At 72.0% G+C, this 25,317-nt stretch carries 21 protein-coding genes; 7 read left to right on the top strand and 14 right to left on the bottom strand.

What is annotated here, in order from left to right; translation table 11 throughout:
* Window positions 1–51 precede the first annotated feature (51 nt).
* A complete protein-coding gene (locus ACFU97_RS24215) occupies window positions 52–1,155 on the bottom strand; it encodes a sensor histidine kinase (RefSeq protein WP_384259998.1) in 1,104 nt (367 codons plus the stop codon).
* 166 nt (window positions 1,156–1,321) lie between these two features.
* Between ACFU97_RS24215 and ACFU97_RS24210 the strand changes: the two genes are divergently transcribed.
* Window positions 1,322–2,323 carry a carboxymuconolactone decarboxylase family protein gene (locus ACFU97_RS24210; RefSeq protein ID WP_384259996.1) on the top strand — a complete coding sequence of 334 codons (1,002 nt, stop codon included), beginning with the start codon at window positions 1,322–1,324 and terminating at the stop codon, window positions 2,321–2,323.
* Between the two features lie 601 nt (window positions 2,324–2,924).
* Window positions 2,925–3,590 carry a hypothetical protein gene (locus ACFU97_RS24205; RefSeq protein ID WP_384259993.1) on the top strand — a complete coding sequence of 222 codons (666 nt, stop codon included), beginning with the start codon at window positions 2,925–2,927 and terminating at the stop codon, window positions 3,588–3,590.
* 28 nt (window positions 3,591–3,618) lie between these two features.
* On the opposite strand, the gene ACFU97_RS24200 is transcribed toward ACFU97_RS24205, so the two are convergent.
* The 9 genes from ACFU97_RS24200 to ACFU97_RS24160 all read right to left on the bottom strand — a co-directional run bounded on the left by ACFU97_RS24200 (window position 3,619) and on the right by ACFU97_RS24160 (window position 14,557).
* Window positions 3,619–5,154, bottom strand: a complete 1,536-nt coding sequence (locus tag ACFU97_RS24200; RefSeq protein WP_384259991.1) for an NCS1 family nucleobase:cation symporter-1 — start codon at window positions 5,152–5,154, stop codon at window positions 3,619–3,621.
* A gap of 130 nt (window positions 5,155–5,284) precedes the next feature.
* The gene (locus tag ACFU97_RS24195; RefSeq protein WP_384259989.1) at window positions 5,285–6,307 is read right to left on the bottom strand and encodes a TIGR03842 family LLM class F420-dependent oxidoreductase; all 1,023 of its coding nucleotides are present in this window, start codon (window positions 6,305–6,307) and stop codon (window positions 5,285–5,287) included.
* A gap of 10 nt (window positions 6,308–6,317) precedes the next feature.
* The gene (hydA, locus tag ACFU97_RS24190; protein ID WP_384259986.1) at window positions 6,318–7,721 is read right to left on the bottom strand and encodes a dihydropyrimidinase; all 1,404 of its coding nucleotides are present in this window, start codon (window positions 7,719–7,721) and stop codon (window positions 6,318–6,320) included.
* A gap of 31 nt (window positions 7,722–7,752) precedes the next feature.
* Window positions 7,753–8,595 carry a nitrilase-related carbon-nitrogen hydrolase gene (locus tag ACFU97_RS24185; RefSeq protein ID WP_384259984.1) on the bottom strand — a complete coding sequence of 281 codons (843 nt, stop codon included), beginning with the start codon at window positions 8,593–8,595 and terminating at the stop codon, window positions 7,753–7,755.
* 155 nt (window positions 8,596–8,750) lie between these two features.
* Window positions 8,751–10,310: a PucR family transcriptional regulator gene (locus tag ACFU97_RS24180; RefSeq protein ID WP_384259981.1), complete on the bottom strand. Its 1,560-nt coding sequence runs from the start codon at window positions 10,308–10,310 to the stop codon at window positions 8,751–8,753.
* A 27-nt stretch (window positions 10,311–10,337) separates the two neighbouring features.
* Window positions 10,338–11,621, bottom strand: coding sequence for an aspartate aminotransferase family protein (locus ACFU97_RS24175; protein ID WP_384259979.1), 1,284 nt, complete (start codon window positions 11,619–11,621; stop codon window positions 10,338–10,340).
* Window positions 11,618–12,460 (bottom strand): nitrilase-related carbon-nitrogen hydrolase, encoded by an 843-nt coding sequence (locus tag ACFU97_RS24170; RefSeq protein WP_384259976.1) that lies wholly within the window; start codon window positions 12,458–12,460, stop codon window positions 11,618–11,620. The genes ACFU97_RS24175 and ACFU97_RS24170 overlap by 4 nt, the downstream gene beginning before the upstream one ends.
* A 178-nt stretch (window positions 12,461–12,638) precedes the next feature.
* Window positions 12,639–14,171, bottom strand: a complete 1,533-nt coding sequence (locus ACFU97_RS24165; protein ID WP_384259974.1) for a hypothetical protein — start codon at window positions 14,169–14,171, stop codon at window positions 12,639–12,641.
* 134 nt (window positions 14,172–14,305) lie between these two features.
* Window positions 14,306–14,557, bottom strand: a complete 252-nt coding sequence (locus ACFU97_RS24160; RefSeq protein ID WP_351500554.1) for a helix-turn-helix transcriptional regulator — start codon at window positions 14,555–14,557, stop codon at window positions 14,306–14,308.
* 70 nt (window positions 14,558–14,627) lie between these two features.
* Between ACFU97_RS24160 and map the strand changes: the two genes are divergently transcribed.
* Together map and ACFU97_RS24150 are read left to right on the top strand one after the other, a co-directional pair.
* Window positions 14,628–15,401, top strand: a complete 774-nt coding sequence (gene map / locus ACFU97_RS24155; RefSeq protein WP_384259971.1) for a type I methionyl aminopeptidase — start codon at window positions 14,628–14,630, stop codon at window positions 15,399–15,401.
* Window positions 15,402–15,558: 157 nt separating this feature from the next.
* A complete protein-coding gene (locus ACFU97_RS24150; protein ID WP_384259969.1) occupies window positions 15,559–18,102 on the top strand; it encodes an ATP-dependent Clp protease ATP-binding subunit in 2,544 nt (847 codons plus the stop codon).
* Here the strand turns inward: ACFU97_RS24150 and ggt are convergent, their stop codons facing one another.
* Window positions 18,103–19,917: a gamma-glutamyltransferase gene (ggt, locus tag ACFU97_RS24145; RefSeq protein WP_384259966.1), complete on the bottom strand. Its 1,815-nt coding sequence runs from the start codon at window positions 19,915–19,917 to the stop codon at window positions 18,103–18,105.
* Window positions 19,918–20,022: 105 nt separating this feature from the next.
* On the opposite strand from ggt, the gene ACFU97_RS24140 reads away from it, so the two are divergent.
* Together ACFU97_RS24140 and ACFU97_RS24135 are read left to right on the top strand one after the other, a co-directional pair.
* Window positions 20,023–20,784, top strand: a complete 762-nt coding sequence (locus tag ACFU97_RS24140; protein WP_384259964.1) for a hypothetical protein — start codon at window positions 20,023–20,025, stop codon at window positions 20,782–20,784.
* A 116-nt stretch (window positions 20,785–20,900) separates the two neighbouring features.
* Complete coding sequence (locus ACFU97_RS24135; protein ID WP_384259962.1) at window positions 20,901–22,466, top strand: CocE/NonD family hydrolase; 1,566 nt, start codon at window positions 20,901–20,903, stop codon at window positions 22,464–22,466.
* Window positions 22,467–22,502: 36 nt separating this feature from the next.
* Here the strand turns inward: ACFU97_RS24135 and ACFU97_RS24130 are convergent, their stop codons facing one another.
* From ACFU97_RS24130 to ACFU97_RS24120, 3 genes are all read right to left on the bottom strand, one after another.
* On the bottom strand, window positions 22,503–22,628 hold the full coding sequence (locus ACFU97_RS24130; RefSeq protein WP_384259959.1) for a hypothetical protein: 126 nt from the start codon (window positions 22,626–22,628) through the stop codon (window positions 22,503–22,505).
* 4 nt (window positions 22,629–22,632) lie between these two features.
* Window positions 22,633–22,818: a hypothetical protein gene (locus ACFU97_RS24125; RefSeq protein WP_384260230.1), complete on the bottom strand. Its 186-nt coding sequence runs from the start codon at window positions 22,816–22,818 to the stop codon at window positions 22,633–22,635.
* 126 nt (window positions 22,819–22,944) lie between these two features.
* Entirely contained in the window at window positions 22,945–23,352 is a 408-nt protein-coding gene (locus ACFU97_RS24120) for a DUF6278 family protein (protein ID WP_384259957.1), read from the bottom strand.
* A 166-nt stretch (window positions 23,353–23,518) separates the two neighbouring features.
* Between ACFU97_RS24120 and ACFU97_RS24115 the strand changes: the two genes are divergently transcribed.
* Window positions 23,519–25,279, top strand: coding sequence for a GDSL-type esterase/lipase family protein (locus ACFU97_RS24115; protein WP_384259955.1), 1,761 nt, complete (start codon window positions 23,519–23,521; stop codon window positions 25,277–25,279).
* Window positions 25,280–25,317 lie beyond the last annotated feature (38 nt).

The raw sequence follows: 25,317 nt of genomic DNA, 5'->3' as shown, positions 1-25,317 counted from the left end.
GCTGCCGCGGGCCGGTCACCCGCGCCCGGTCGGCCACGCACACCACCCCGATCACCCCGCCTCCCCCAACGGCAACCACGCCCGCACCTCGAACCCGCCCTGCTCGCGCGGGCCCGCGTGGAGGGTGCCGGTGAGGGCCGTGACGCGTTCGCGCATGCCGGTGAGGCCCACGCCGGGGGTGGGTGGGCGGGACGGGTCGGCGGTACCGTCGTCGGTCACCGTGACCGTCAATCCGTCCTTCTCGTACGCCAGTTGGACCTGCACCTTCGCGGGGCCCGCGTGGCGGGCCGCGTTCGTCAGGGCCTCCTGGACGATGCGGTAGACGGCGCGGTCGAGCGCCGTCGGCAGCGGGCCGGCCTCGCCGGTCACCTTGAGGTCGGCGGCCAGACCCGCCGCGCAGGCCCGCTCCACCAGCAGCGCGGGCGTGCCGGTCGGCTCGTCGCTGCGCAGCACCTCCAGGGTGGAGCGCAGTTCCCGCATCGCCTCGCTGCTGGCGTCCTGGATGGCGAGCAGCGCGGGCGGCACCTCCTCGCCGCGCTTGCGCGCCAGGTGGACCGCGACCCCCGCCTGGAGCTTGACGATCGAGATGCTGTGGGTGAGCGAGTCGTGCAACTCCCTTGCGATACGCAGGCGTTCCTCACCGGCGCGGCGCAGCGCCGCCTCCTCCCGGGTGCGCTCCGCCTCCAGCGCGCGCTGTTCGGTCTGGCGCAGATACGCCTGCCAGTTGCGGTCCGCCATGCCCGTGATGACCGCGCACAGGAACCAGCCCGCGAGCAGCGCGGTCCGCTCGACGACGTCATGGGTGGTCGGCCCGGTCGGGATGTACGCGGCCACGAAGACCCCGCTCGCACCGGCCGCGTAGCCGCGGTGCCCCGCGCGGGCCGCCACCAGCACGGCGGAGAACACGGGCAGCGACGCGGCCGGTCCGGGGTGGGCGTGCAGGACGTACGCGCTGCCGGTCACCGTCGACACCGCCAGCACGACCTGCGGGGCCGCGCGGTGGAAGGCCAGCGCGGCCGAACTCACCGCGATCAGGCCGTAGTCGACGGCAGTGGTGTCCGCGTCGAAGGCGGCCGCGGTCAGCACGATGACGCCGACGGCCACCGCGAACGCCACGTCGGCGAGCCGCCCGCGTGAGACCCGGTTCCCGCTCATGACCGCACACTAGACGGCCCCACGGACGACGGCGTCAGCCCTGTGGACGGCTCTCGCGCTACTCCCGCCGTAGTAGAACCGGCCCCCGGTGGCCCGGCCGTCGCAGGGCGCACTGCCTTCGGCCGTACGACGACGCCGGCCGCCCCCGGGGCGCACGCTGCTGCCCATGCCCACACCTTTCCGTTTCACCGAACCCCTGCCGCCCAAGGCGGCCACCGGCCGCGTCGCCGAGGTGTACGAGCAGCTCGCCCGCGACTTCGGCATCGACGGGGCGCCCACCTTCGTGGTGCTGTCCTCGGCCCCCGACATCCTGGCCCCGGCCTGGGCGCTGATGCGCGAGTCGCTGATCGCCGGGGCGGGCAGCCGCACCGGCAAGGAGCTGGCGGCGTACGGGGTCTCGCGCGCCAACAAGTGCCCGTTCTGCGTGGACGCGCACACGGTCCTGCTGCACGCCACCGGCGACCATGCGCTCGCCGAGCGGCTGGCGCGGGGCGAGCAGCCGGAGAGCGAGGAGCACGCGCGCGTGCTGGCCTGGGGGCAGCACACGCGTGTGCCGGGCGCCGGGCTGATGCCGTACCCGTTCCCGCCGGAGCACGCACCCTCCTACATCGGCACGGCGCTCGCCTTCCACTTCATCAACCGGATCGTGTCGGCCCTGCTGATCGAGCGGCTGCTGCCGGGCAACGTCCAGCGGTGGCGCCCGGTGCGCAGCCTCGCGGGCCGCTCGCTGGCCGGGACCGTGCGCCGCACCGCCGTGCCCGGCGCGGCCCTCGCCCTGCTCGACGACCCTGCGCAGGGCCCCGCGTGGGCGGCCGGCACGACCGTCGGCCCGGCCTACGCCGCGCTGCGCGCGGCCACAGCGGCGGGCGCGGACCTGCTCGACGCGGACGACCAGGCCCTCGTACGAGAGGCGCTGTGGGACTGGGACGGTTCGCATCCGCCGCTGTCCTGGGAGGGGCTCCCGGACCGGCGTGAGCGCCCCGGCGCGCGCCTGACGCTGCTGGCCGCCCTCGCGCCCTACCGCATCACGCAGGAGGACGTCGCGGCCTGGCGGCGGCCGGAGGACTCGGACGAGCGCCTGGTCCGCCTTATCGCCCACGGCGCGTTCGCCGCGGTGGACCGCGTCGAGGGCGCCTTCACCCTGCACGCGGCTCGGGAGAGCGCGTGACGACGAGCGCGGGCCTCGGCCGGACGTCCTGCGACGCACCGTTCGCGGCGGCGGGCGTCCGACCCGGCGACCGGGTCCGCGACGTCGGCTGCGCGCCGGGGACGCCACCCGGACCGCCGCCCGGCCGGCCTCGCACGGGTACGCGGTCGGCATCGACGTCTCGGCGCGGCTGCTGCGGCGGGCGCAGCGGCTGACGGCGGCGCAGAGGATCCACGACGCGCCGTTCCTGGAGGCGGACGCGCGGGTCCACGTCTTCGCGCCGTGCGCCCACGACGTCATCGTCAGCCAGGGCGGCGTGACGTCCTGCGCGGACCATCCGGCAGGCGGCGTCCGGGCCGCCCTGGAGGGCCGGGATGGCGTCGAGATCACGCCGCTCACCTCGGAAACCCGCTCGCGCACCGGCCTCTGGCCGGTCACCGCGAACCGTCCACGGCGCGCGCCCGCCGCGCGCCCGTCACGCACCCGCGCGCGGTGACCCGGCGGTAACCACGCGTGCACGGAGCGAGTTGACACTTCCGTCTCACAGAGACTCATGTGAAACTGGCGCCCCGTCCGCAGTGCGGACCCCCTCCGCACACCGTCCCCCACCGAAAAGTGTGCCGTGCGCGATTTCCCTCTGCCGCTCGCCCTGACCGCGCGTCTGTCCCCGGTCGTCGTGCTGGCGGCGGCCGGCTGGGCGCTGTCGTCCGGACCCGCCGCGACGCCCGCCTCCGCGCACAAGGAGGCGCAGAAGACCGGCACGCAGTCGGCCACCGCCCCCGCCACTGCCGCGCAGAGCAAGTCGTACTCCGCCGCGCCCGCACCGTGCGGCAGCGTGGACGTCAAGACGCTCAAGTCCCTGGTGCCGGGCGCCAAGACGGCCGGCAAGGAGATCAAGTCGACGGACGAGAAGCTGCGCCGCACCTGCTCCTGGAACGCGCTCGACGGCTACGACTACCGCTGGCTCGACGTCTCCTACGAGGTCATGAACTCGGACGAGGCGGGACAGACCGCCTACAAGAACCGCATCGCGGACAAGAGCGGCGGAGGGGCTGTTCCCGGACTCGGCGACGAGGGCTACTCCGTCGTGAACCTGACCACCCAGGACAAGCAGCAGACGCGCGAGGGCGTGGTGATCTCCCGGGTGGGCAACGTGCTGGTGGTCGTCACCTACAACGGCAGCGACTTCGAGACGAAGAAGGCGCCCAGCACGGACGAGATCAACAAGGGCGCCATCAAGGCCGCCAAGGAGGCCGTGGCCGCACTGCAGAGCGGCCGGACGAGCTGAGCCCGCCCGGCCGCCCCCGCACCGCGCGTCAGGCGGTGCGCTCCCCGTCCCGTCCGCGCGCCCGCAGCAGCATCAGCGCCAGGTAGAGCACCATCGAGGTGCCCAGGCCGACCGCCCAGCCGTAGTCCGCCAGGGACTTCAGGGCCGGAATGGGCCGGCCGTCGATCAGCGGCTTGAAGCTCGCCCCGCCGATCGCGAGCACGCCGCCCACCACGAAGGCCAGCACGGCCCGCCAGTTCCAGCCGCCCGTGTACCAGTAGCGGCCGCCCGCGCGGTACAGGTCGACCAGGTCCAGCTTGGCGCGGCGCAGGATCCAGTAGTCGGCGATGAGGATGCCGGCGACCGTGCCGAGCAGCCCGCCGACCAGGCCGAGCCAGGTGAAGATGTAGCCCTGCGGGTCGGAGTACAGCTTCCACGGGAAGATCAGCACGGCGAGCACCGCGGTGATCATGGCTCCCGAACGGAAACTCACCTTGCGCGGCGCGACGTTGGAGAAGTCGAAGGCCGGCGAGACGAGGTTGGCGGCGATGTTGACGGAGAGGGTCGCCACCAGCACGGTCACCAGCGCGTAGAGCAGGCCGAGGACGTTGTCCGTCTTGGCGGCGAGCTGGACCGGGTCCCAGATCGTCTGGCCGTACACCGCCTGCGAGCCGGAGGTGACCAGCACCGAGAGGAACGCGAACAGCGTCATCGTGGTCGGCAGGCCCAGCGCCTGGCCCCAGGTCTGCGCCTTCTGGCTCTTGCCGTAGCGGGTGAAGTCGGGGATGTTCAGCGACAGCGTGGACCAGAAACCGATCATGCCCATGAGCGAGGGCCAGAACAGCTTCCAGAAGTCGCCGCCCCAGCCGAGCTTGGAGGGCTGGTCGAGCAGTGGGCCGAAGCCGCCGGCCTTGTTGCTCATCCAGACCAGCATCACCAGCGCGCCGACGATGACGAACGGCGCCGCCCAGTTCTCGAAGCGGCGGATCGTCTCCATGCCCCGGTAGATGATGGCGATCTGGATGACCCAGAAGATCGCGAACGACAGCCACATCGTCCAGGGGTGACCACCGATCGCCCCGGCCTCGGACCAGCCGTTGCCGATCAGCTTGCCGGCCAGGAAGAAGATCGCCTCGCCGCCGATCCAGGTCTGGATGCCGAACCAGCCGCACGCCACCAACGCCCTTACGACAGCGGGCAGGTTGGCGCCGCGGACGCCGAAGGAGGCCCGCGCGAAGACCGGGAAGGGGATGCCGTACTTCGGACCCGCGTGACCGGTGAGCAGCATCGGGATCAGCACGATCACATTGGCCAGGGCGATGGTGAACACCGCCTGCTTCCAGTCCATGCCGACGGCGATCAGGCCGGAGGCCAGCGTCCAGGAGGCCGTGTTGTGGGCCATGCCGACCCACAGGGCGGAGAAGTTGTACGTGGTCCAGGTGCGCCGTTCGACGGGCACCGGGAGCAGGTCCTTGTTCGCGTACGGACCGCTGGGCAGCGGAGATCCATGGGCGATCTCCACGCGCCCGTCGTCCAGGGTGACTTGGACGGTCGGCGGTATGGCTGAGGGAGCGGTGTCAGTCATGAGCAGGCCAATCGATCAAGGGTGGTCCGGAAAGGCCGTGCGGGTCTCCGGTCTCCGGTCCCCTCCCCGGGGAGGTGGGGAGGGGAGGACGGGGGTGGGGGGACGTGGTGTGGTGCGGGTGGCGCGGGTGTCAGGTGTTGAGTGCCGGGATGACCTTGTCGCCGTAGGCGTCGATGACGGCCTCCTGCGCGTCGTGCATGTCGTACACGGCGAACTGGTCGACGCCCAGCTCGCGCAGCGCGTTCAGCTTCTCGACGTGCCGCTCCACCGGCCCGATGAGGCAGAACCGGTCGACGATCTCGTCGGGCACGAACTGGGTGTCGGGGTTTCCGCTGCGGCCGTGGTGCGAGTAGTCGTACCCCTCACGGGCCTTGATGTAGTCGGTGAGCTCCTCCGGGACCTGGGAGGAGTGCTCGCCGTACTTGGAGACGAGGTCGGCGACGTGGTTGCCGACCATGCCGCCGAACCACCGGCACTGCTCACGTGCGTGGGCGAGCGCCTCGGGCGAGTCGTCGGCGGTGACGTAGGCGGGCGCGGCGACGCAGATGGTGATGTCGTCCGGATTGCGGCCGGCCGCGACGGCCGCGTCCTTGACCGCCTTCACCATGTACTCGGTGAGGTAGAGGTCGGCCAGCTGCAGGATGAATCCGTCGGCCTCCTCGCCGGTCATCTTCAGGGCCTTGGGGCCGTACGCCGCCATCCACACGGGAAGTCGGGCGTCCGGCTTGATCCAGGGGAACTTCACGACCGTGCCGCCGCCGAGGTCGGCCTCCTCGCCGCGGCCGAGGGCGCGGATGACCTTCATGGCCTCGCTGATCCGGGCGAGGGTGTTGGGCTTGCGGCCCGCGACGCGCATCGCGGAGTCGCCACGGCCGATGCCGCAGACGGTGCGGTTGCCGAACATGTCGTTGAGGGTGGCGAAGGTGGAGGCGGTGACCTCCCAGGTACGCGTGCCCGGGTTGGTGACCATCGGGCCCACGGTCAGCCTCTGCGTGTTCGCGAGGATCTGACTGTAGATCACGAACGGTTCCTGCCACAGCACGGCGGAGTCGAAGGTCCAGCCGTGGGTGAAGCCGTTGCGCTCGGCGCGCTTCATCAGGCTGACGACCCTCGATGCGGGTGGGTCGGTCTGCAGGACGAGTCCGAAGTCCATGGCGCCACTCCTAGGTGAGGTACTGACAGGTGGAGCGCGGGGTGTAGACGCCGTGACCTGCGTGTCCGGTGTACTCCCGCTCGTTGATGACGACCTCGCCGCGCGAGAGGACCGTGTCGACGCGGCCGGTGAGGTGCCTGCCCTCGTACGCCGAGTAGTCGACGTTCATGTGGTGCGTCTCGGCGGACACGACCTGCTCGGCCTGCGGGTCGTAGATGACGACGTCGGCGTCGGCGCCCGGCGCGATGGTGCCCTTCTTGGGGTACATGCCGAACATCCGGGCCGGAGTGGCGCAGGCGATCTCGATCCAGCGGCGGCGGCTGATGTGCCCGTCGACGACGGCCTGGTGCAGCAGGTCCATCCGGTTCTCGACGCCCGGCAGGCCGTTGGGGATCTTGGAGAAGTCGCCCCGGCCGAGCTCCTTCTGGCCCGTGAAACAGAAGGGGCAGTGGTCGGTGGAGACCACCTGGAGGTCGTTGGTGCGCAGGCCCCGCCACAGGGCGGCCTGGTGCTCCTTGGGCCGAAGCGGCGTGCTGCACACGTACTTGGCGCCCTCGAAGTCCGGCTCGGCGAGGTTGTCGGTGGACAGGAACAGGTACTGCGGGCAGGTCTCGCCGAAGACCGGCAGCCCCTCGTCACGTGCCCGGGCCAGCTCGGCGACCGCCTCCGTCGCCGAGACGTGCACGACGTACAGGGGAGCGCCCGCGACCTGCGCGAGCTTGATGGCGCGGTGGGTGGCCTCGGCCTCCAGCAGGGCCTTGCGGACCTCCCCGTGGAAGCGCGGGTCGGTCTCCCCGCGCGCCAGCGCCTGTTCCACCAGCACGTCGATCGCGATGCCGTTCTCGGCGTGCATCATGATCAGGCCGCCGTTCTCGGCGGAGCGCTGCATGGCGCGCAGGATCTGGCCGTCGTCGCTGTAGAAGACGCCGGGGTAGGCCATGAACTGCTTGAAGGAGGTGACGCCCTCCTCCACGAGCAGGTCCATCTCCTTGAGCGTCTCCTGGTTGACGTCGGAGACGATCATGTGGAAGCCGTAGTCGATCGCGCAGTTGCCCTCGGCCTTGGCGTGCCAGGCGTCCAGGCCCTCGCGCAGGGAGCGCCCGACGCTCTGCACGGCGAAGTCGACGATCGTGGTGGTGCCGCCCCAGGCGGCCGCCCGGGTGCCGGTCTCGAAGGTGTCGGAGGCGAAGGTGCCGCCGAACGGCAGCTCCATGTGGGTGTGGGCGTCGACGCCGCCCGGGATGACGTACTTGCCTGCGGCGTCTATGACCCGCTCGGCCGTGAACGCTTCGGCGGCCGGTGTGCCGGAGGCCGCGAGTGCGGCGATACGGCCGTCCTCGATCAGGACGTCGGCGTGCATCTCGTCGGACGCGGTGATGACGAGGCCACCACGGATGACGGTACGGCTGCTCATGGTCCCTCTCCTGCCAGGATGGACGGTGGGGTCAGGGTGCGGTCAGCGGCTCGTACGCGTCCGGGCGGCGGTCGCGGAAGAACTGCCAGCGGTCGCGCACCTCGCGCAGCTTGGCCAGGTCCAGGTCGCGCACGATCAGCTCGGTCTCCTTCTCGGAGGCCACCTCGCCGACGAACTGGGCCTCGGGATCCACGAAGTACGAGGTCCCGTAGAAGTCGTTGTCGCCCAGCTCCTCCACGCCGACCCGGTTGATCGCGCCGACGAAGTACTCGTTGGCGACGGCCGCCGCCGGCTGCTCCAGCTGCCACAGGTAGCGGGAGAGTCCGCGCGAGGTGGCCGAGGGGTTGAAGACGATCTCCGCTCCCCCGAGGCCCAACGCCCGCCAGCCCTCCGGGAAGTGGCGGTCGTAGCAGATGTAGACGGCGATCCTGCCGACGGCCGTGTCGAAGACGGGCCAGCCGCTGTTGCCCGGGCGGAAGTAGAACTTCTCCCAGAATCCCTGCACTTGGGGAATGTGGTGCTTGCGGTACTTGCCGAGGTACGAGCCGTCTGCGTCGATCACCGCGGCGGTGTTGTAGAGGACGCCCGGCTGCTCCTCCTCGTACATCGGCAGGATCAGGACGAGGCCCAGCTCCTTGGCCAGCGCCTGGAAGCGCTTGACGATCGGGCCGTCCGGGATCCGCTCGGCGTACTCGTAGAAGGCCTTGTCCTGGACCTGGCAGAAGTAGGGCCCGTAGAACAGCTCCTGGAAGCACAGCACCTGGGCGCCCTGGGCGGCCGCGTCGCGGGCCGCCTGCTCGTGCACCTGGATCATCGATTCCTTGTCGCCCGTCCACGCGGTCTGGAAGAGGGCGGCACGGATCACTCGGCTCATCGGGACCTCCGGTCGCTCGGTGTGCCGGAAGCGTAGAAAGACCGGAAGTCGTCTTTGAGTTGCACGGTGTCACGTCTGCGGGCGTTCGGCGTGTCACGGTGTCACCCTTTCGCGATCCCATGTTTCACCGCCGTTTTCCCAGGTCGTTGCGTGTTTCAGCCCTGTTGCGCGTCGTGCGCGAGAAGCGCGATGTGGACCGACGCGGCCTGCTCGAAGTCGTCGAGGTCCACGCCCAGCCGGCCCTGTATGGCTTCCAGCCGGCGGTACAGCGCGGGCCGGGAGACATGGTGGAGCTGGGCGGTGCGGGACTTGTTGCGGCCGGTGGCGAGATAGGTGCGCAGCACGGACAGCAGATCGTCGTCGGCCGGGCACAGCAGCCCGTCCAGCTCCCGCTCCGCGAACGACTGCACCTGCGGATCGTCCCGCAACAGCCTTATCAGGCCCCGCAGATGGACGTCCTTGAGGCGTACGACGCACGGCAGGTCGAGGGCGGCCGAGGAGTCCGCCACGGCGTCGGCGACGTGCTGTGCCTCGCGCAGTCCCGCCGGCACGTCGTCCCAGGCGGTCCGCGGGTCGGCGGCGGCCACGACCGTCCGCCCGGCCTCCGAGCGCATCCGGGCCGCGAAGTTCGCGACCAGTACCGCCGCGTCCTGGTCGCGGGCCAGGCTGAGCAGCACCGCGGTGGCTCCGTCGGCCAGCTCCGCGACGAGACCGGGCAGCCCCAGCAGCCGCAGCACCCGCTCGAGTTGGGCCGGTTCGCCGTCGCGTACGACCAGCGGCACGAAGGTGCGCCGGTTGACCGGCAGTCCGGCGGCCCGCGCGCGGGGCAGCAGCTGCCGTGCCGCCACGACGCCGCTGACCAGGTCGGTCAGCAGGCTCTGCGCGGACTGCTCCTCCCAGGTGTGGGCCTGGGTGCCGCCGAGCATGCGGTGCAGCACGAGGGCCTCGGCGGCCCGGTCGGCGAGCAGCCGTCCGGTGGCGGTGTCGCCGCGGTAGCCGCACAGCGTGATCCGGCCCCAGCGCTCCCCGCGCCCGCCGAGCTCGGCGCGGATCCAGCCGTCGCCCTCGCTGCCACCGGCCTGCCGGGCGATGCGCTCCCAGTCGCGCAGCACGTCGTCCACGGCCGGCCGCTCCCCCGCCGTGGCGAGGACGCGGTGGGCGAGGTTGGTGACGACGACCGGGCAGGCGCTGTGCTGGGCGACCTCGTCCAGGAGCGCCTGCAGCGGGGCACCCGCGGTGATGAGTCCGGTCAGGGCCGTGCGGACGGACTCCGAGAGGCTGACCGCGGCGAACTTCCGCCGCACCAGCCGGGCCTGGACCTCCTCGGTCAACTCGGCGAAGGGAAACGGCCGGTGCAGCACCACCATGGGCAAGCCGCAGCGCTCGGCGGCCCGGCGCATCACGTCCGGCGCGGCGGGGAACGCCCGCCCGAGGCCGAGCACGACGGCCGCCGCCTCCGCGCGGTGCAGCGAGCGGATGTACTCGGCCTGCTTCTCCTCGTCCCCGGCGAGCAGCACCCCCGTCGTGAGCACCATCTCGCCGCCGGTGAGCATCACGCCCACGTCGGGCGCCTCGGCCACGTGCACCCAGCGCACCGGACGGTCGAGCTGGCCCGCGCCAGCCACCACCTCGGGCTCCCCGGCGAGCACCCGTTCCAGGGTCAGCACCTGGCGCACCGACAGGGCGGGTTCGGGGGTCCCGAAGGTGGTGGTCATGGCAGTCATCCCTTGCTCAGTGCGCCGCTACGCGAGGCTCCTCAGGGCGCTTTCGAGGATCGCGGCGCCCTCCTCGGCCTCCGCGACCGTGAGGGACAGCGGCGGCGCGATGCGCAGGGCGCTGGTGTCGTGGCCGCCTCCCTTGCCGATGAGCAGCCCGCCCGCGCGGGCCGCCTCCAGCACGGCGGACGCGGCCTGCGGGTCCGCCTCGTCCGTGCCCGGCTTCACCAGCTCGACGCCGAGCATCAGCCCGCGTCCGCGCACCTCCCGTACGTGCGGGACCTGCGCGCCGACGGCCCGCAGCCGCTCGATGAGCAGGCCGCCGACGCGCCGGGCGTTGCCCTGGAGGTCGTGCTCCAGCAGGTAGTTGAGGTTGGCGAGGCCCGCCGCCATGGTGATCTGGGTGCCGCCGAAGGTCGAGATGCTGTTGGCGTCCAGGCAGTTCATGATCTCGGCGCGGGCCACCACACCGCCGATGGAGCTGCCGTTGCCGATGCCCTTGGCGAAGGTGAGCAGGTCCGGCGGGCCGCTGCGCCCGTGCGCCTGCCAGCCCCAGAAGTGGTCGCCGGTGCGGCCCCAGCCGGTCTGCACCTCGTCGGCGATCCACAGGATGCCGCGCTCGGCGAGCACCTCGCGGAAGGCGGCGTAGAGGCCGTCGGGCGGGGAGGTGAACCCGCCGACGCCCTGGATGGGCTCGGCGATCAGGGCCGCGGGCGGGCGGGTGTGGCCGAGGAGGTCCTTGAGGTCGTCGACGCAGGCCGCGATGAACTCGTCGTCGCTGAGGGAGGCGTAGGGGCCGCGGGTGCGGACGCCGCCGTGGACGTAGAGGGTCTGCAGCGGGGACAGCGAGGTCGGGGACCAGCCGCGGTTGCCGGTGATGCCGACCGCGCTGAAGGAGCGGCCGTGGTAGCTGTTGCGCATCGCCAGCAGGGTGTTGCTGTGCCGGTAGGTGGTGGCGAGCAGCAGGGCGGTGTCGTTGGCCTCGGTGCCGGAGGTGGTGAAGAAGACCCGGGCGTCCGGGATGCCGCTCAACTGTGCGATGCGCTCGGCCAGTTCGACCATCGGCCGGTTGAGGTAGAGCGTGGAGGAGTGCAGGATGCGCCCGGCCTGCTCGCTCACCGCCTTGGTGACCTCGGGCAGCGCGTGCGCCGTCATCGTGGTCAGGATGCCGCCGAAGAAATCGAGGTACTTGTTGCCCTCGGAGTCCCAGACGTGCCGGCCCTCGCCGTGCGTGATCTCCAGCGGGTCCTCGTAGTAGAGGGCCACCCAGTCGGGCAGGACCGCGCGGTGGCGTGCGTACAGGTCGCTCACGGCTGCACCAGCCCCTCGTAGGCGTCGGGCCGCCGGTCGCGGTAGAACGCCCACTGCTGCCGGACTTCCTCGATCAGGTCGAAGTCGAGGTCGCGGACCACGAGTTCCTCCTTGGTGTCACTGGCGACCTCGCCGACGAACTGTCCGCGCGGGTCTACGAAGTACGACGTCCCGTAGAAGTCGTTGTCGCCGTACTCCTCCTGGCCGACGCGGTTGATCGCGGCGATGAAGTACTCGTTGGCGACGGCCGCGGCCGGCTGCTCCAGCTGCCACAGGTACGACGAGAGCCCGCGGTGCGTGGCCGACGGGTTGTAGACCAACTGCGCTCCGGACAGGCCGAGTTGGCGCCAGCCCTCAGGGAAGTGCCGGTCGTAGCAGATGTACACGCCCACCCTGCCGACCGCGGTGTCGAAGACGGGCCAGCCGGCGTTGCCGGGCTTGAAGTAGAACTTCTCCCAGAACCCCTTGACCTGGGGGATGTGGTGCTTGCGGTACTTGCCGAGGTAGGTGCCGTCGGCGTCGATCACGGCCGCGGTGTTGTAGTAGAAGCCGGACTGCTCGACCTCGAAGACCGGCACGACGATCACCATGCGCGTCTCGCGGGCGAGCTCCTGCATCCGGCTGACGGTCGGTCCCTCGGGCACCGGCTCGGCCCAGCGGTAGTGCTCCGCGTCCTGCACCTGACAGAAGTAGGGACTGTTGAAGACTTCCTGGAAACCGATGATCTTCGCACCCTGCCGGGCCGCCTCCCGGGCGTGCTCCTCGTGTTTCGCCACCATGGACTCGGTGTCGCCGGTCCAGGTCGCCTGGACCAGAGCGGCGCGTACGACGTTGGCCATGAGCTGCTCCTTCGGCGTGTCGTCAGAGCCTCTACGCCCGTAGAGCGGGCCGTAGAGGGATGAACGTAAGCCTCCGGGAGAGCCTTGCCAAGACCATCGCCGTCAACCCGCCAAGTCGATCACGTTTCGCACTCCTGTGGGTGAGCGTCGGGGCTGCCTGCACGGGGTGGTCGGGGTGTCAGGTGGCGAAACCGGCGACCCGGAGGGCGTGCACCAGATCCCAGTGTCGCTCCTCGGAAACGCCCTGCGCAGCCTCGAGGAGGAGCGGTACGAGGGTCTGCGGCCCGGGCTCGGCACTGCGGGCCGCCTCCTCGGGGGTGCGGACGCGGACGTAGGCGTCGAGCAGGGCGGCCACCTCGCGGCCGCGCCCCTCCGCGGCCAGCTCCAGCACGGCCTGCCCTATCTCGGTGGCGGGCCGGGCCACGCCCTGGCGCAGGATCTGCTCGCCGTCGGCCCCACGGCCGGCCGCGACCAGCGCGTCCGCCGCGGCGACCAGCCGGCCGGCGGGCAGCGAGGCGGCCTCCCACAGCAGCGTCGCCCAGTCGGCACCGAGGCCGGCCCGCCGGAGTTCCTCGGCGAGCAGCGGCAGACGGGCCGGTGGCCAGTGAGCGGCCTCCGCGAGCAGGACGTGCGCCTCGCCGCTGCGGCCCTCGGCCCGCAGCCGTACGAGCCCGGCGACGGCTCCGGCGACCTCGCGCGCGCCCGCCGCGTCCACCGTCTCGGGCCGCGGCTGCGGGCGTGCGGGCGCCTCGGCGGCGGCCCCGGCGAAGCGCGCCCCGCGCGGCGTACGCCCTCCGGCGTCCGGAACGGGCAGCGCGGGCCCGGCACTGGGCGGCACGACGACGGCGGCGGCCTCCTCGTCGGCCATCCCGGCGAACCGCGCGCTGCCACGGCGCCGCTTGCGCTGCTTGGGGGCGGGTGGCGGTTCGGGGGTGGAGTCGGCGTCGGGGTGCGGCTGGGGTTCGGGGGCGGGGTTCGGGCTGCGGAGGGAGCTGGAGTTGCGGAGGGAGCTGGGGTCCGGCTGCCGGAGGGCCGGTTCGGTGGGGGTGGCGCGGCTGAGCCTGGACGAGGCGCGCTCCTGCGGGGCGGCCTCGGCACGCAGCGCCCGGGGCGGAGCCTGCTGCTCGGGCGGTACGGGCCCCGCTGGGGCAGACCGCGTGGGCGACGCGGCGCGGAAGTCCGGCGGCGGGGCGAGTCCCGAGGCGCGGCGGTCCAGGTCTTCGATGCGGGAGCGGAGTTCGGCGCAGCGGGCGGTGGCCCGTTCGTGGTCGTCGCGGGCCCAGGCGAGGTCGAGGCGGAGGGCCTCGGCCTCCTGCCGGGAGGCGGCGGACGTGATCAACCGGCCCAGGTCGAGCCGGCGTTGGGTGGCCTGGCGCTGCTCGCGGAGCATGACGTCGAGGCGGTCGCCGAGCGCGTCGCGCCCGCCGGGACGGCCGTCGTAGGCGGCGATCGCGGCGGCGTGCAGCGGGCGGGCCCGCTCCGCCTCCCCGGCCGCGGCATCGGGACCGTACACGGCGGCCAGGTCCTGGAGCAGCGCCTCGACCACGTCCCACGGCGGCACCTCACGCCCGTCGAGACAGGCGCGCATGCCGTCCGGGTCGCGCTGCCAGAAGACCGCGCACCAGCCGCCGCCCTGGTCCAGATGGGCCAGCAGGCCGTTCAGGTAGTTCACGAACTCCCGCACCCTGCCCGGGAGTTGATCCACAGCCATCGCTCAACTCCCACCTGCCCGGAACACTCCGGTTCCGTAGGCAACACCAGCCGTGTTACGGCGGCGCTACGGGGAGTTTTCGACGAGCGTGCGGGCGCCTCATTGCCGGATCTTGACCGAGGCGAGCCGCGGCGTCAGACGACGACCAGCGCGCACCGCTCGACCAGCTCGTCCATCGACAGGCCGAGCGCGCGGGCGAGCGCCGCGACGGTGAAGAAGGCCGGGGTCGGCGCCCGCCCGGTCTCGATCTTGCGGAGCGTCTCCGCGGAGATCCCGGCGGCGGCCGCCACTTCCGTCATGCTCCGCCCGCCGCGGGCCTCGCGGAGCAGCCGGCCGAGCCGCTCGCCGCGTTCGCGCTCTTCGGGGGTGAGAGGGGTGCGCACCATGACCCCATTCTAATCCCGCCTTCCCGTCCCGTATTTTAACCCGGTCGAACAAGCCGGTATATTAATTGGCATGGTGGAACTGAAGACGGACACATCGATCGACGCCATGTACGAGGCCGGGCAGGTCGTCGCGCAGGCCCTGACAGCCGTGCGCAAGGCCGCCCGCGTGGGTGTCTCCCTGCTGGAGCTGGACGAGGTGGCGCGGGGGGTGCTGCGGGACGCGGACGCCACCTCGCCCTTCCTCGGCTACCGCCCCTCCTTCGCCCCGACGCCCTTCCCGGCCGTCATCTGCGCCTCGGTGAACGACGCGATCGTGCACGGCATCCCCACCCACGACCGCCTGCGCGACGGCGACCTGGTCTCGATCGACTGCGGCGCCGAACTGGGCGGCTGGGCCGGCGACTCGGCGATCAGCTTCGTCGTGGGCGAGCAACGCCCGGCGGACGTACGGCTGATCGAGGCGGCGGAACGCGCGCTGGCGGCGGGCATCGAGGCGGCGGTCGTCGGCAACCGCACCGGCGACATCGCGCACGCGATCGGCAAGGTGTGCCGGGAGGCCGGATACGGCATCCCGCAGGGCTTCGGCGGCCACGGCGTGGGCCGCCGGATGCACGAGGACCCCGACGTGCCGAACGAGGGGCGCCCGGGCCGCGGCTTCCCGCTGCGGCACGGCATGGTCGTCGCGATCGAGCCCATGCTGATCGGCAGCGGCCGGGACGGCTACCACGAGGCGGCCGACGGCTGGACCCTGCGCACGAACGACGGCTCGCGCGCGGCCCATGTGGAGCACACGGTGGCGATCACCCGCAGCGGGCCGCGCGTGCTCACCGAGCGGTTGCCGTAGCGGCGCGCCGGAAACGGCCCGCGCTCCTGGACGTGCCCCCGTACGGCGGTCGTGCGAAGGTGGTGTGACCGGGCCCTGTTGGGGCACCCGCACGGGCCGGCACGTCGATCAGCGAGCGCGTCCCGGGCCGCCCGTCGGGACGCCGGAACGGAAGGCCATGACCAGCGGCTTCAGTGGTCCTGAGGACTACGACCCCTTCGGTGAATTCCTCGCCCGGTTCTTCGGCGGCCCGCGCCCGGGCCCCCGCCAGATCGACATCGGGAGGCTGCTCAGTCAGCCCGCCCGGGAGCTGGTCCGGGGGGCCGCGCAGTACGCGGCCGAGCACGGCAGCCGGGACCTCGACACGCAGCACCTGCTGCGCGCCGCGCTGTCCAGCGAGCCGACCCGGAGCCTGCTCAGCCGGGCCGGCGCGGATCCCGACTCGCTGGCGTCGGAGATCGACGAGCGTTCCGGCCCCGCCCAGCACACGGCGGAGGAGGCTCCGCCGCCCACCTCGCTCTCCCTCACGCCGGCCGTGAAGCGGGCGCTGCTGGACGCGCACGACCTGGCGCGGGCCAGCGGCGCCGGCTACATCGGCCCGGAGCACGTGCTCAGCGCCCTGGCCGCCAACCCCGACTCGGCCGCCGGGCACATCCTCAACGCGGCCCGCTACGCGTCGTCGGGGCTGCCGCCCGAGGCGCCGGAGGCGGCACCGCCGCGCGGCGGCGAGCGCCCCCGCGGCACCGACACGCCCACCCTCGACAAGTACGGCCGCGATCTGACCGACCTGGCGCGGCAGGGCCGTATCGACCCGGTCATCGGACGGGACGAGGAGATCGAGCAGACCATCGAGGTGCTCTCCCGGCGCGGCAAGAACAACCCGGTGCTCATCGGTGACGCGGGGGTCGGCAAGACCGCCATCGTGGAGGGGCTCGCGCAGCGCATCGCCGACGGGGACGTGCCCGACGTGCTGCTCGGGCGGCGGGTGGTCGCGCTCGACCTGACGGGTGTGGTCGCCGGCACCCGCTACCGCGGCGACTTCGAGGAGCGCCTGAACAACATCGTCGGCGAGATCCGCGCCAACTCCGAGAAGCTGATCATCTTCATCGACGAGGTGCACACCGTCGTCGGCGCCGGAGGCGGCGGCGAGGGCGGCGGCGCCATGGACGCCGGCAACATCCTCAAGCCGGCGCTCGCCCGCGGCGAGCTGCACATCGTCGGCGCCACCACGCTGGAGGAGTTCCGGCGGATCGAGAAGGACGCGGCCCTGGCCCGCCGCTTCCAGCCGATCCTGGTGCCCGAGCCGACCGTGCCGGACGCCATCGAGATCCTGCGCGGGCTGCGCGACCGCTACGAGGCCCACCACCAGGTCCGCTACACCGACGCGGCGCTGGTGGCCGCCGTGGAGCTGTCCGACCGCTATCTCACCGACCGCCGTCTGCCCGACAAGGCCATCGACCTGATCGACCAGGCCGGCGCCCGGGTGCGGCTGCGGGCGCGCACCAAGGGCACCGACGTACGCGCCCTGGAGCGCGAGATCGACCAGCTGACCTGTGACAAGGACCAGTCCGTCGCCGACGAGCAGTACGAACGGGCGATGCAACTGCGCGACCGTATCGCCGAGTTGAAGCAGCGGATCGCGGACACCGGCGGTGGGGACAAGGCCGACGAGGGGCAGCTGGAGGTGACGGCCGAGGCGATCGCCGAGGTGGTGTCCCGGCAGACCGGCATCCCGGTCAGCAGCCTCACTCAGGAGGAGAAGGAGAAGCTGCTCGGCCTGGAGGGACATCTGCACGAGCGGGTGGTCGGCCAGGACGAGGCGGTCGGCGTGGTCTCCGAGGCGGTGCTGCGTTCGCGCGCCGGGCTCGCCAGCCCGGACCGGCCGATCGGCAGCTTCCTCTTCCTCGGGCCGACCGGCGTCGGCAAGACCGAGCTCGCCCGCGCCCTCGCCGAGGCCCTGTTCGGCAGCGAGGAGCGCATGGTCCGCCTCGACATGAGCGAGTACCAGGAGCGCCACACCGTCAGCCGGCTGGTCGGCGCCCCGCCCGGCTACGTCGGCCACGAGGAGGCCGGCCAGCTCACCGAGGTGGTGCGTCGGCACCCGTACTCGCTGCTGCTCCTCGACGAGGTGGAGAAGGCGCACCCGGACGTCTTCAACATCCTGCTCCAGGTGCTCGACGACGGCCGGCTGACCGACTCCCAGGGCCGCACGGTCGACTTCACCAACACGGTGATCGTGATGACCAGCAACCTCGGCTCCGAGGCGATCACCCGGCGCGCGGCCGGCATCGGCTTCGGGTCGGGCGGCGCCGACGCCGACGAGGAGGCGCGACGGGAGCAGATCCTCAGGCCGCTGCGCGAGCACTTCCGGCCGGAGTTCCTCAACCGGATCGACGAGATCGTCGTCTTCCGCCAGCTCACCGGCGACCAACTGCGCCGGATCACCCACCTGTTGCTGGAGAAGACCCGCCGGCTGCTGCAGGCGCAGGGCGTCACGGTCGAGTTCACCGACCCGGCCGTGGACTGGCTCGCCGAGCGGGGCTACCAGCCCGAGTACGGCGCCCGCCCGCTGCGCCGTACCATCCAGCGCGAGGTCGACAACCAGCTCTCCCGGCTGCTGCTCGACGGCCGCGTCCAGGAGGGCGGCCGGGTGACGGTGGACGTCGAGGACGGCCGGCTGGCCTTCCGTACGGAGGACCTGCCGACCGCCCCGGAACTCTGATCAGGGCGCGGGGCGCACCACCATCGCCGAGCCGCCGCCGCGGCGCACCTTCTCGGCGGCGGCCAGCCACTTACCGTTCGGCAGCCGCTGTACTCCGGTCGCCGCGCCGATCTCGGGGTTGAGACTGAAGGAGTGCCCGATGGCCTCCAGTTGCGCCCTGAGGCCGGCGGAACCGGTGTCGTTGTAGAGCGCCGGCTCCATCTCGGTCTTGGCCGCGTTGCGCTGGCTCAGCCGCGGCGCGGCGATCGCGTCGACGAGCGGCAGCCCGCGGTCGAGGAACTCCGTCAGCGTCTGCAGCACGGTGGTGATGATGGTCGCGCCACCGGGCGAACCGAGCGCCACCACGGGCCGGTTGTGCCGGTCGAGCACGATCGTCGGCGAGATCGACGAGCGCGGCCGCTTGCCGGGTCCGGGCAGGTTCGGGTCGTGCACGGCCGGGTTCGCCGGGCTGAAGGAGAAGTCCGTGAGTTCGTTGTTGAGCAGGAATCCGCGGCCGGGCACGGTCATCGCGCTGCCGCCGGTCTGCTCGATGGTGAGCGTGTAGGAGACGACGTTGCCCCACTTGTCCGCCACCGTGAGATGGGTGGTGTTCTCGCCCTCGTACGTGGTGGGCGCCGCCGTGCCGCCGCTGCCGCAGGCCGCCGGATGCCGCGGGTCGCCGGGCGCCACCGGGCTGGTGAGCACCGCGTCGTCCTTGATCAGGCAGGCCCGCGAGTCGGCGTACTCCTGCGAGAGCAGTTCCTTCGTCGGTACGTCCTCGAAGGCGGGGTCGCCGACCCAGCGCCCGCGGTCCGCGAACGCGATCCGGCTGGCCTCCAGGTAGTGGTGCAGGTACTGCACCTCGCTCGCCTTCGAAAGGTCCGTGTTCTCCAGGATGTTGAGCGCCTCGCCGACGGTGGTGCCGCCGGAGGAGGAGGGCGCGATGGAGTAGACGCCGAGGCCGCGGTAGGAGGTCCTGGTGGGCGCCTGGAGCTTGGCGCCGTAGGCCGCGAGGTCCTTGGCCGAGAGCTTGCCGGGGCGGGCGTTCCAGCCCGAGGCGGGGTCGACCGGCGGCTTGTTCACGGTGCGGACGATGTCCTCGCCGAGGTCGCCGTGGTAGATCGCACCGACCCCCTTCTTCGCCAACTCCTCGTAGGTGCGGGCGAGTTCGGGGTTCTTGAAGGTGGAGCCGACCACCGGGAGCTGCCCGCCGGGCAGGAACAGCTTCGCCGTGTCGGGGAAGTAGCGGAACCGGGTCTCGTTCGCCGCGGTCTGCGAGCGGAAGGTGTCGTCGACGGTGAAGCCGTCCCGGGCGATCCGTTCGGCGGGCTTCAGCACCGAGCCGAGTCTTCTGCTCCCCCACCGGTCGAGCGCCGTCTGCCAGGTGGCGGGGGAACCGGGCGTGCCCACGCTCAGTCCGCTGCTGACGGCGTCTGCGAAGGCGAGCGGCTTGCCGTTCTCCACGAAGAGGTTGGAGTCCGCGCTCAGCGGCGCGGTCTCGCGGCCGTCGATGGTGTGCACCGTACGGGACTTGGCGTCGTAGTAGACGAAGTAGCCGCCGCCTCCGATGCCGGAGGAGTAGGGCTCGGTGACGCCCAGCGCGGCGGCCGTGGCGACGGCCGCGTCGACCGCGTTGCCGCCCTTCTTGAGGACCTCGATGCCCGCGGCGGACGCGTCCGCGTCGACGCTCGAGACGGCGCCGCCGTAGCCGACGGCGACGGGGACTTTCGTGGGGGTGCCGCCCTTCGGCGCGGCGGGTGGCGCCGCCGCGCCCACCGACACCACGGCGGCGGAGACCGCCAGGACGGACAGTTTCTTCGCCACAGGACGACGCATGCGCACCTCCGGTGAGGGACCGTCCGCGCAGCTTAATCCACCGGCATGTTCTCGTCAGGAACGGCTCGAACACGAGTTTCCCGCGGCCCGCTACCATGCGCGCCCATGAATGACGACGTACGCAACATCGTCCTGGGCGTGGTCGCCGCCGGCATCAGTGCCACGCTCGGCTGGCTGGCCCGTACCTACCTGTGGAAGCGGAAGCTGCGCCGCAAGCAGGCGTTCTTCGGGCTGCCGGACAACTCCGAGTCCCTGCTCGTGGTCAACCGCGGCGCCGGCGGCCCCGAACTGACGGTGATGCGCTACGACGTGTTCGCGCTGCTCGAACTCGCCGCCCTCATCAAGGACTGCAACGCCCACGCCCAGATACTCCCGCACGATGCGGCCCGCCAGGGCTTCGGCGAACGCACCGAGTTCTGCGTGGGCGGCCCGGCGTCCAACCGGCGCATGGTGGCGCATCTGGCCTCCATGCTCCCCGGTGTGCGGGTGAACGTGGACGCCGAACCCGGCCCCGACCGCGGCGCCTTCCAGATCGGCACCGAGCGCTACCGCGTGGAGCCGGGCCGGGAGGAGTACGCGCTGCTCGCCCGTCTCACGGCCGCGCAGAGCCCGAACGCCCGCCCGGTCTTCCTCTTCTGCGGCCAGACCGCCATCACCAACCAGGCGGCGACGCGCTATCTCTCCCGCAACCACGAACGCCTCACCCGCAAGTACGGCAACAGCTCCTTCGCCCTGCTGCTGAAGGTCGTCAACTCCCAGGCGTACGGCCCCGACGTCGTCGAACTGGTCGCGGACGTGACGAGAGCGGCGCAGACGGAGTTGCCCGCGACGAGCACGTCCGCACGCAGTTCGCACCGCGCGTCCTGAGGTCCACCACAGGTCAACAATCGTTACTGGCACGTAACTTACCGGCGGGTTACCTCCGGTAAGGATCGGAGGTTACCGTCTGGTCACTTTGCACTGACACGAGTGAGGAGTGGCCCGTGGGAAGCCATCGCAAGGCCCTGCGTACGACCGCCGTGGGCGCCGCGTCGGCGACACTGATCGCCGGCAGCGCCCTCGGGCTCGCCCCCACCGCACAGGCTGCGGACACCGTCCGTTTCGTCGACATCACCGGCGACGGCGGCACCGTACTGAAGGCGAACGTCGTCACGCCCGCCGGCGCCGACGCCACGCACCGCTATCCGCTGCTGGTGCTCCCCACCAGCTGGGGCTTCCCCCAGGTCGAGTACCTCGCCCAGGCCCGGAAGCTCGCCGACTCCGGCTATGTCGTGGTGAGTTACAACGTCCGCGGCTTCTGGCAGTCCGGCGGCGAGATAGAGGTGGCGGGACCACCCGACACAGCCGACGCGTCCAAGGTCATCGACTGGGCGCTCGCCAACACCCCCGCCGACGCCCGGCACATCGGCATGGCGGGGGTCTCGTACGGCGCCGGCATCAGCCTGATCGCCGCCGCACACGACAAGCGCGTCAAGGCGGTCGCGTCGCTCAGCGGCTGGTCCGACCTCATCGGCTCGATCTACTCCGGCCGCACCCAGCACGTGCAGGCCGCGGGCCTGCTGGACGGCGCGAGCGTCGTCACCGGCCGCCAGGACCCCGAAGTCCGGCAGATCTTCGACGACTTCTACGCCTCCAACCTGACCAGAGAGCAGGACATCATCAACTGGGGGAAGAAACGTTCGGCCGCGACCTATGTGGATCAGCTCAACAAGAACGGCGCGGCGGTCATGCTGGCCAACGCCTGGGGCGACTCGGTCTTCCCGCCCAACACGTACACGGACTTCTACGAGAAGCTGACGGGCCCGAAGCGGCTGGAGTTCCGCCCCGGCGACCACGCGACCGCCGAGCTGCCCGGGCTGTTCGGACTGCCCAACGACGTGTGGAGCGACACCGAGCGCTGGTTCGACCACTACCTCAAGGGCGCGGCGAACGGGATCGACACGGAGCAGCCGGTGCAGCTCAAGTCCCGTTCCACGGGCGGCTACGAGGGCTACCCGGACTGGAAGTCGGTGGCCGCGACCGAACGGAAGATCGCCCTCGGCGGCACCACCACCATCCACACCAACGTCGACTCCGGGGCGGACGGCGGGATCGTCTTCCTCTCCAGCATCCTCGACCAGGTGGCCAAGCTCCCCCCGGTCGCCTCCATCCCCCTGCTCCCCCGCCGCTGGGCCGCCGTGTGGCAGTCGGAGAAGTACGGCACGACCCAGCAGATCCGCGGTACGGCCAGGCTGCACACCACGGTCACCCCTACCAAGGAGAGCGGCACCCTCGTCGCCTACCTTTACGACGTGGGGCCGCTCGGCCTCGGCAAGCTGGTCAGCAACGCGCCGTACACCTTCCACGGGCTCACGCCCGGAAAGCCGTTCGGTCTCGACCTGGATCTGTACTCCACGGCCTACGACGTCCCGGCAGGGCACCGGCTCGCCCTGGTCGTCGACACGGTCGACCCGCTCTACATCGAGCACAACCCGTCCGGCGCTCAGCTGACCTTCTCCTCGCCGGCGGACGACCCGTCGTACGTGTCGATTCCGCTGCGCAAGCAGTGATCTCCGGCTGCGGCCGGGCGGGCGGGGCTCTTCGGCTCAGTGCTTGAGGATCTCGGGCAGGAAGGGGGCACGCTCGCTGCGCGGGCCGGTGGCGCCGCGGTTCGAAGCGGAGCGGGCGAAGCCCTTTCGGTGCTGCCGGTGCGTGACGGCGCGTGCGGTCACGCCGTCACGGGCCGGTCGGCCGGCGCGCCCCACCTGGCCCGTAAGCCGGCGGAACCGCTCGTCGGCGTCCTCCTTCGATGACCACGACCACCTCCCCCTTGCCGACGGTGAGGTCGATGTCCTGCGGGACATTCGGCTCCCCGTAGTACGTGTTGACGTCATGGAGTCCGATCAACGGATCGACGGCCATACGCAGCCCAACTCACTTTCAGCTGTGTCGTCCTCTCGGCAAACTATCCGGACCACGAGGGAGCCATCGCACGACACGCACTTTTCGGGCATAAGCCGTATTTACGTCGATCTTAGGTCCATCGGGTCACACCTCCGCGACCTCGCCGTACAGCTGCGAGAGTTCGGGCACGCCGCTCGCGGCCCATTCGTGTCCGGAGGCGACGACGTCGAACTCGCGGCCGGAAGCCAGCCGTACGACCGGCTGTCCGCTCGGCCAGATCTCCCACGCGGCACCGGGCACGGTGCGCACGATGACGGTTCCCAGGTACAGGCCGGCGTCGTTGCCGAGCCAGTGCAGCACCTCCTCGTCGTCCCGCCAGCGCGGCAGCAACTGGTCCAGCGCCTCCAACGAGGCGGCGGAGTCGTCCAGTTGGACACCGTCCAGGGACGCCTGGGAACGCAGCAGCTCGCACTCGGAGAGTAGTTCGGCGATGCCCCGCGGGTCGGGGACGCCCTGACTCTCCTGCCGGTGGCCCAGAAAAGGGATCTTCATACCCCCCAGCGTGTCACTCGCACCCGCGTGCGCACCACAGGCGCGCGGGCGGTCACTTCGGGGCGATTTCGCGCCGAACCCGTGCATGGCGCGTTGACGCGTCTCTGCCGTCTCTCTAGCTTCACCCTGCGTCTTTCGTCCCACCGGCGAGCGGGAGGAGTCGGCCGTGCGTCGACGTGTCCGGGGATTCGTGGTGGTCACCACCTCGCTGGCGTTCCTGCTGCCGGCCACGGCGGTACGGGCCGGCGGCGCGGCGGAGCCGGTGCCGCTGGACCGCCTCTACGACAACACCGCGGTCAGCGACGACGCCCGTCCGGAAGGGGCGGACTTCGACGGCTCCGGCACCTCCCTGTCGGCGCAGGACCTGACGGCCGCGGGCTGGACGCCGGGGCGCACGCTCACCGTGCAGGGCGCCCGGCTGACCTGGCCGCGGCGGCAGCCGGGCCGGCCGGACAACGTACGGGCCGACGGACAGCACGTACGGCTCGGCGGGCGCGGCGACGCGCTGGCCTTCCTGGTCGCGGGCACCCGCGGGACCGACGTCGGCGGCACGGGCTCGGTGGCGTACCGCGACGGCACCCGCTCCACGTACCGGCTGGGCGTGCCCGACTGGCTCACCGGCCCGCTGGCCACGAAGGCGGTCGCGCTGCCGCACATCAACACGCTCCACGGCCAACGCGCCGCACAGGCACGGCTGTACGTCGTCACCGTGCCGCTGGTGCCGGGGCGCGAGGTCGCCTCGGTGCGGCTGCCGCGCACCGCCGGGCTGCATGTGTTCGCGCTGACCGTGCGGGCCCCGGCGACGGGCTGGAGCGGCAGTTGGGCGGCGGCGACCTCCGGGTATCCGGCCGTGGGGCCGTGGGCCGACCGGACGGTGCGGCTGGTGGTGCACACCTCGGTCGGCGGTCCACGCGTGCGGCTGCGGTTCGACAACACCTTCGCGGCGGCGCCGGTGCGGATCGGGAGCGCGACCGTGGCCGTGCAGGCCGAGGGGGCGACGGCGCGCAGCGCGCCCGTGCCGGTGACCTTCGCGGGCTCCGCCGGGACCCGGATCCCGGCGGGGGCGCAGGCGTTCAGCGATCCGCTCGCCTTCCCGGTACCCGCGCGGACCAGCCTGCTGGTGAGCTTCCATCTGCCCGACGCGATGACGGCGGCACCCGTGCACCAGCTCGCGGTGCAGCGGTCGTACGTGAGCGCGCCGGGCGACCACGCGGCGGAGGGCTCGGCGGCGGCGTACACCACGGTGATGACCCGGTGGCCGCTGCTGACCGGTGTGGACGTGGGCGGCGGGCCGGGGTCGGTGGTGCTGCTCGGGGACTCGATCACCGACGGCGACCGGTCCACGATGGACGCCAACCGGCGGTGGCCCGACGTGCTGGCGGGACGGCTGCTGAAGCAGCGCGCGGTCCCCCGCTACGGGGTGCTCAACCAGGGGATCTCCGGAAACCGCGTGGTCACCGACCGGTACCCCGGCGACGGGGTCTCCACGGACACGTCCGGGGTGAGCGCCCTGCACCGCCTGGACCGGGACGTGCTGGCCCAGACCTCGGCCCGTACGGCGATCGTCTTCGAGGGCGTGAACGACGTGCGGTGGCAGTACACCGCGGAGCAGATCGTCGCCGGACTGCGGGAGATCGCCGAGCGCGGGCATGCGCGGGGCCTGCGGATGGTGGCCGCCACGATCCTGCCCTGCGAGGGCGAGACGCTGTGCACGGCCGCCGCCGACGCCCAGCGCACGGCGGTGAACGCCTGGATCCGGGACTCCGGGGTGTTCGACGCCGTGCTCGACTTCGACCGCGTGGTGCGCGACCCGGCGCATCCGGCCCGGATGCTGCCCGCCTACGACAGCGGGGACCATCTGCACCCGGGCGACACCGGGCTCGCCGCGCTGGCCGGGTCGGTGGACCTGCGGGCCCTGGTGCCCTGACGCCCCGGAGACCCGGCGACGCGGCGACCCGGACGGGC

Origin of the sequence: Streptomyces sp. NPDC057616, from assembly GCF_042800575.1 — a bacterium.
GTDB lineage: Bacteria > Actinomycetota > Actinomycetes > Streptomycetales > Streptomycetaceae > Streptomyces.
This window is presented reverse-complemented; position numbering and strand designations above follow the sequence as displayed.